Annotated in this window: 6 protein-coding genes; 2 read left to right on the forward strand and 4 right to left on the reverse strand. The window is 36.6% G+C overall.

Translation table 11 applies throughout. From position 1 onward, the window contains the following. Positions 1-5 precede the first annotated feature (5 nt). Both OQX63_RS10670 and OQX63_RS10675 read left to right on the forward strand, forming a co-directional pair. Positions 6-2,090: a hypothetical protein gene (locus OQX63_RS10670; RefSeq protein WP_265850858.1), complete on the forward strand. Its 2,085-nt coding sequence runs from the start codon at positions 6-8 to the stop codon at positions 2,088-2,090. 136 nt (positions 2,091-2,226) lie between these two features. Then, a complete protein-coding gene (locus OQX63_RS10675) occupies positions 2,227-2,775 on the forward strand; it encodes an REP-associated tyrosine transposase (protein WP_265850859.1) in 549 nt (182 codons plus the stop codon). Between the two features lie 129 nt (positions 2,776-2,904). On the opposite strand, the gene OQX63_RS10680 is transcribed toward OQX63_RS10675, so the two are convergent. The 4 genes from OQX63_RS10680 to eno all read right to left on the reverse strand — a co-directional run bounded on the left by OQX63_RS10680 (position 2,905) and on the right by eno (position 6,187). Further along, entirely contained in the window at positions 2,905-3,519 is a 615-nt protein-coding gene (locus OQX63_RS10680; RefSeq protein WP_265850860.1) for a trimeric intracellular cation channel family protein, read from the reverse strand. Positions 3,520-3,684: 165 nt separating this feature from the next. Then, positions 3,685-4,185 (reverse strand): hypothetical protein, encoded by a 501-nt coding sequence (locus tag OQX63_RS10685; protein ID WP_265850861.1) that lies wholly within the window; start codon positions 4,183-4,185, stop codon positions 3,685-3,687. Positions 4,186-4,397: 212 nt separating this feature from the next. Continuing rightward, positions 4,398-4,697, reverse strand: a complete 300-nt coding sequence (locus tag OQX63_RS10690; RefSeq protein ID WP_025145767.1) for an FtsB family cell division protein — start codon at positions 4,695-4,697, stop codon at positions 4,398-4,400. 194 nt (positions 4,698-4,891) lie between these two features. After that, positions 4,892-6,187: a phosphopyruvate hydratase gene (gene eno / locus OQX63_RS10695; RefSeq protein ID WP_265850862.1), complete on the reverse strand. Its 1,296-nt coding sequence runs from the start codon at positions 6,185-6,187 to the stop codon at positions 4,892-4,894. Positions 6,188-6,896 lie beyond the last annotated feature (709 nt).

Genomic DNA, 6,896 nt, shown 5'->3' on the forward strand with positions numbered 1-6,896 from the left:
GAATTATGACTGGTTTTTTTTCGGGTGCTTCTATTTTGTCTTTTCTAGCCTGCTTGGCTTTAGGCACGCTGTATGCCTGGTTGCTTTATCGAGGTAACAAAAATCTGGATAAAAAACTTCAATATGCTTTAGCGGCATTGCGGATTGTAGTGGTTACAACTATTGCATGGTTCATATTTGCGCCACTCATTAAAACTTTAAATTATACTTTAGATAAGCCTGTAATTATCATCGGACAAGATAATTCCCTATCAGTCGGCCAGGTTAAAGCAGCTGGTTTCGACCAAAAATTATACGAACAAAACCTTGAAAAGTTACGGGATAAGCTGGCTGGCAAATACGAAGTAAAAGCACTTCATTTTGGCGATCAGGTGGCTGACGGTTTCGACTTTAAAAACCAGGGAAAATCAACAGATGCCTCAGCATTTTTTCAGAAAATTAGAGATGAATATACCAATCGTAATGTTGGAGCAATCGTTTTAGCTACCGACGGAATTTTTAATCATGGCGGAAACCCCTTATATAGTGTCAATCAGATCAATGCACCAATTTATACCATTGCCTTGGGTGATAGTGTTCCGAAGCGCGATGTATTGATCTCGAATGTGAATTACAATAACATTGTATACCTGGATGACGATTTTACGGTCGAAATTCAGGTTCAGGCCTTTCAAAGCGATGGAGAAAGTACTTCGTTAACCGTTAGCCAAAATGGTGCGAAGATAGAACAGCAGAAAATATTGATTAATGGAAGTGCCTTCAATAAAACGATCCCGGTTAAAATTCATGCAGGTAAAATCGGTATTCAGCAGTATACCATTCAGTTGGAGGCTTTACGAAATGAAATTACGACCAGAAATAACGTTCAGACTTTTTATATAGAGGTGATTGATGGCAGACAGAAAGTGTTACTGGCTGCAGTTGCGCCACATCCCGATTTAGGCGTGTTAAAAGAGGCGATCTCGATCAATAAACATTACGAAGCTAAAGTTGCCCTTGCTGATGATTTAAGCACGACAGATCCGTCCAAATTCGATTTAATCATTTTGTATCAATTGCCTGATGTGCATAATATTTCTTCAGTTTTTTTAAAGAAATTAACTGGATTAAAGAAACCGATCTGGTATATTTTGGGGGCGCAGAGCAATATCAATGCTTTTAATCAGATGCAGAATCAGGTAAATTTGAGTTCTGCCAATGGTTCTGTTCAGGAAGTTTATGCCGATTTTGCCAATGGTTTTACCAGTTTCAATTTAACGGAAGAAGATAAAAAACAGTTTTCGTCTTTCGATCCCTTGCTCAGTCCTTTTGGAAGGCTAACCGTAAATGCAGGAGCAACTCCAGTATTTAACCAACGCATTGGTAAGGTGAGTACGCAACAACCATTACTGTTTTTTGCAAATGAAAACGGCTTAAAAACCGGTTATTTAATGGGAGAGGGGTTGTGGCGATGGAAACTTGCAGAGGCTGAAAATGAAGCGCCGCAATCTGTTTTAAACGATCTGATTTCAAAAACCGTACAATACCTTTCTGTTAAAGATGATAAACGCAGGTTTAAAGTGTTTACGGCTAAGGCAGCTTATGATGAAAATGAAAGCATCCAGTTTAATGCAACCCTTTATAACGACAGTTATCAGGCAGTTAACGAACCTGAGGTGAATCTGCAGGTTAAAAATGAAGCTGGAAAGGTGTTCAATTATACTTTCTCTAAAACAGAAACCAGCTATCAATTAGATGCCGGAACAATGCCTGCAGGTAATTATTCGTATGTAGCCAATACCGACTTAGGAGGAAAGAAATTTACTGCTTCAGGAAGTTTTTATGTGAATGCGCTAATGGCAGAATATCAGCAAACAACTGCAAATCACCAGCTTTTAAATACCATCTCTAAACAAAGCAATGGTAGATTGTTTATGCCTGATAACCTGCTTAAAATAGCCGATGAAATCCTGAAAAATGAAAACATCAAAACCATCAGCTATGAAGACCGCAAATACGATGAGCTGATTAATATGAAATGGTTGTTTGGTTTAATTATGATCTTGCTTGGTACAGAGTGGTTTTTAAGGAAAAGGAATGGTGAACTTTAATTAATGTAAGATGTTTTAGTGCAGTCAGATGTTACCATCTGACTGATAGATTATCTTTTGGTGAATAACTGATGGCATTAGATTATTTCGATAAGTGTCAGGTGATAACACCTGACACCACTAAAGTATAATTATTATGGGATTAAGAAACAGAAGTTCATTTTTGGAGAAAAAGTGTTTTTTCGTTACCACCAGTTGCTATAAACATTTAAAGCTGATCGAAAGCGATTCTTGTAAATTGATCATTGCCAATAGTTTAAATTTTGTCGCTTTAAAATATAAGATTTCAATTCTTGGATATGTAATTATGCCTAATCACTTTCATGTTTTATTCCATTTTAACAATGAAAATAAATTGTCGGATAGCATGCGCGATTTAAAGAAGTTTTGTGCTTTTGAAGTACGCAAGTATCTTGAATCTACCCAAAGTTTACTACTGAATCTGATCAGGATTGAAAATGATAAACAGGTTTTTAAAATTTGGGAAGATAGATTTGATGATGTTTGGATTGGAAGTAAAGAACTTCTCGAAATTAAATTAGAGTATATTCATCAAAATCCATTACAATCTCACTGGAATTTGAGTGAATATCCTGAAAATTATAAATACAGCAGTGCTGCGTTTTATTTAGGTAATTTAGAGAATGCTATTAACATCACCGATTATAGAGATATTTTCGATTGATAGTCCTGGGCGGTGGATGTGCAGTCAGATGTTACCATATTACTGATAGATATCTTCTTGTAAATAATTGAAGGTGTTTTAACTTTGATAGTGTCAGATGGTAACATCTGACACCACGGAAAAACTAACCTAATGCCATTCATCCCGGTAAACAAACTTCGGCATGTGCCATGCGAAGCGAATGGAAAGCAACCTCAATGTTAGGCCTATTATGGCAGCCAGAACCGTTGCAAGCATTTCGGAACCATGAAAATGTTCTATTCCAATATAAATCGCGCCTGTAACAATGGCGGCACTGGCGTAAATCTCTTTTCTGAAAAGAAATGGTACCTCATTGCAGAGTACATCGCGGAGTACGCCACCTGCACAACCGGTAATCATTCCGCTAAAAAGTACTATTAAATGAGGTAGATGGATCTGTTGGGCTACCTGACAACCTATAATCGTAAATACCACTAAACCCAAAGCATCAAGATAAAGAAAAAGCTTTTTTAGTTTGGTCATGATGGAGGCAATAAATGCAGCGAGCAAAGCGGCTACCGCGGTAATCACTAAATATTCTGGATGTTCTACCCAACTCATCGGGTAATGGCCAAATAATACATTTCTAACCGTTCCGCCACCTAAGGCTGCAACCCAGGCAATTATACAAACGCCAACCCAATCCATATCTCTTCTGCCGGCTGAAAGTGCTGCCGTCATGGCCTCAGCAGTTATGGCAATAATGTAGAGGATGTGGAGCATTTTGGGTTAACTGTATAATTATTTAAATCGGTCAACTATGAATAGCGAATTATTAAATGGCTAAACAATTAACTGTAAACAAACTAAACCGTTTTCTTTTCCTTAAAATCACGAAAACATCAGAGTAATTTTTGATTGGTATGATTTCTTACATGAAGTTTTTTATTATTCTTCGCCTTTAATTTTCTTTAGTTCTGCTATGTCTTGTAAATCCTTCTTGCGGGCAGTGGCTATTTTATCTTCAATTAAGTTAGAATAGTTCATGAAATGAATAGGAACGTCTTGGAATATAACTGTTTCTTTTGTTCTGTCTGCAGCAAGAAATTTCGTGCTGCTTTTTATTTCTGGTAATATATCGAGGCTAAATTCATTAAAATCTAACTTGAAAAAAGACTTGCGTGGATTTGGATCTGGCTCATTTTTAAAATCTGTAATATCTGCTCCCAGTTCTTCTATAACTTTTAATATATTGAAATAATTATTATAGTTTGGATTATACCAAATGTCAATGTCTGGTTTATTAGTTGGTTCTCCTGCGTTGTTTATTGTAAGTCTGTAATATCCGTTCAATGCAACAGCAGTTCCTCCAATAATTATATATTGTACCTTGTGTTTTTCAAGTAATCCGCAAATAGTCAACAAGCAGTTTTTAAGACTGTTAATCATTTTTTTGTGGCTGTAAACTGGTTGTCTTGTAAAATTTTGATCGATCTGATATTCATAATGACTTTTTCAAATTCATTATGTTTTTTTTTAATTACTGGATATTTTTCGGGTTTACTTTCAAAAGATTTCAATTCTTCAAATGTCTTAAACTTTTTAACAGTGTTCATAATTTATATTTTCTTTAGGTTTACAGCCACTAATCAAAAAACAAATTAATCCTTCTTCTCTTCTTGGATAATTACGAAAACATCTTCATTATCTTTTTTCATGAAGTATTTTTCGCGCGCAAATTTTTCGGCTGTATTTAAATTGGTATTCAGCTCGTTTAAATCTTTTTTAACCTGAGCGGTTTCTTTCTCAAAATATTCTTTTTCTTCCTGCAGTTTATTGGCCTGACTGCGGTATTCGTACTGCGACATCATATCATTTTTGTCGAAAAATAGCATCCACATCGCAAAAGCAACCGTTGCAAGGAAATATTTATTGCGGAAAAGATCTATTAAACGTTTCATATCCTGATATGAGTTTTTTGATGTGAGATCTGAGAAAATCCAAATCCAACAAACAAATATAGTATTAAAATAAAAACATCCGAAGATTTAAAATCTCCGGATGTTTCGCAACTCAATTTTTCAACTTGTTAACATCCCAAAGCCCTATAGGCGCTTTGAGCTTTCCGTAAGTCCCCTTTAGGAGATTTAGGGATTTATTTCTTAGCATATTTGAATTTCGAACCGATGAAACGTGCGTTTTCTCCCAATTCTTCTTCAATACGTAATAATTGATTGTATTTTGCAATCCTGTCTGAACGTGATGCAGAACCGGTTTTAATCTGTCCGCAGTTTAATGCTACAGCTAAATCAGCAATTGTAACATCTTCAGTTTCGCCAGAACGGTGACTCATTACCGAAGTGTAACCACTGTTTTGAGCTAAAGTAACTGCATTAATGGTTTCCGTTAACGAACCGATCTGGTTTACTTTTACCAGGATTGAGTTAGCAGTAGCCTCGTCGATACCACGTTGTAAACGTGTAACGTTAGTTACAAATAAATCATCACCAACCAATTGAACATGTTCACCAATTTTATCAGTTAAGCTTTTCCAGCCCGTCCAGTCATTTTCGTCCATACCATCTTCAATAGAAATGATTGGATATTTAGCTGATAAATCTGCTAAGTATTGTGCCTGCTCTTCGCTTGAACGGATTACACCGGTAGCACCTTCAAATTTGGTATAATCATATTTACCATCTTTGTAAAACTCAGATGAAGCACAGTCTAAAGCCAAACAGATTTGTGAACCTGGTTTGTAACCAGCAGTTTCAATTGCTTTTAATACAGTTTCGATCGCATCTTCAGTACCATCAAAAGTTGGTGCAAAACCACCTTCATCACCTACAGCAGTAGATAAACCTCTATCGTGAAGAATTTTTTTCAAGCTATGGAAAACTTCAGTTCCCCAACGTAAAGCCTCAGAGAAAGAAGGCGCACCAACTGGCATAATCATAAACTCCTGGAATGCGATAGGTGCATCAGAGTGAGAGCCGCCGTTGATGATGTTCATCATCGGGATAGGTAAAGTGTTTGCATTAACACCGCCAATGTAGCGGTATAACGGCTGGCCAATTTCATCAGCAGCAGCTTTTGCAACAGCCAAAGAAACACCTAAAATAGCATTAGCGCCTAAGTTACCTTTGTTTTCGGTACCATCAAGTTCTAACATAAGTTTGTCAATTGCGTTTTGTTCAAAAACATCAATACCTCTTAATGCATCAGCAATTTTGGTATTTACATTTTCTACTGCTTTTAAAACGCCTTTTCCTAAATATGTAGATTTATCTCCATCGCGTAATTCAACAGCTTCATATTGTCCGGTAGATGCACCACTTGGTACTGCAGCACGGCCAAATGCACCTGCCTCTGTTACTACTTCTACTTCTACTGTTGGATTTCCTCTTGAATCAAGGATTTGTCTCGCATGGACATTAACAATTATGCTCATTTTTATTTTAATTTTTTGTTGATTTCTTAACCTGCTTAGTGTACAAAGTACAATTACTAAGCCCAACATCAAAGTTAGTATAATTTTTAAATAAATAAAGCGTTTTGAGGCTTAATGTTATGATAATTGGTTGAGTTAATAGATGGTTAATTTTAAGTTAATGTTGGTCGTCAAATTCATAATCCTTTAGCACGAACCATTATACTTTTTTGAAAAGCAATTGCAGTATTGCTTCGGTTGGGGTTGACCCCGCTTTTCATTACAAGTCCTCTCCCGATTGAAAAAATCGGGATGCGGGCTTTCCATTTCAATCGGGTTTAAATTACTTGGGTTCGGCAATTTATAGGGAATTATGCCTGAAGATACCGTCATCTCGATCCGATAGCTACCGGATGGAACGCAGTGGAATGGAGAGATCTATCTAGGCAGATTTAGCTTCGCTGAGCACTTCGTGGTTCTCGGCTGCGTTACACCCGATAGCTCCTAATATCCGCATGTCTGTTATAATTATGAATATTGGCAATTTACAAAATGAATATCACCTGATTTTATCCCCCCTATAATTATATTTATAGCTGCAATTTCATTTTGGATGGCATTTCTGAACAGATCTGGGATCGAAATTCTATTTTGGGCACAAAAATGGTTATGACATCCCCTCCCGGCGGTATCCCAGGTTACATATTGGCATTAGGTATTTCTTTTTGAG

Source organism: Pedobacter sp. PF22-3 (genome assembly GCF_026239555.1).
In the GTDB taxonomy this organism is placed as follows: domain Bacteria; phylum Bacteroidota; class Bacteroidia; order Sphingobacteriales; family Sphingobacteriaceae; genus Pedobacter.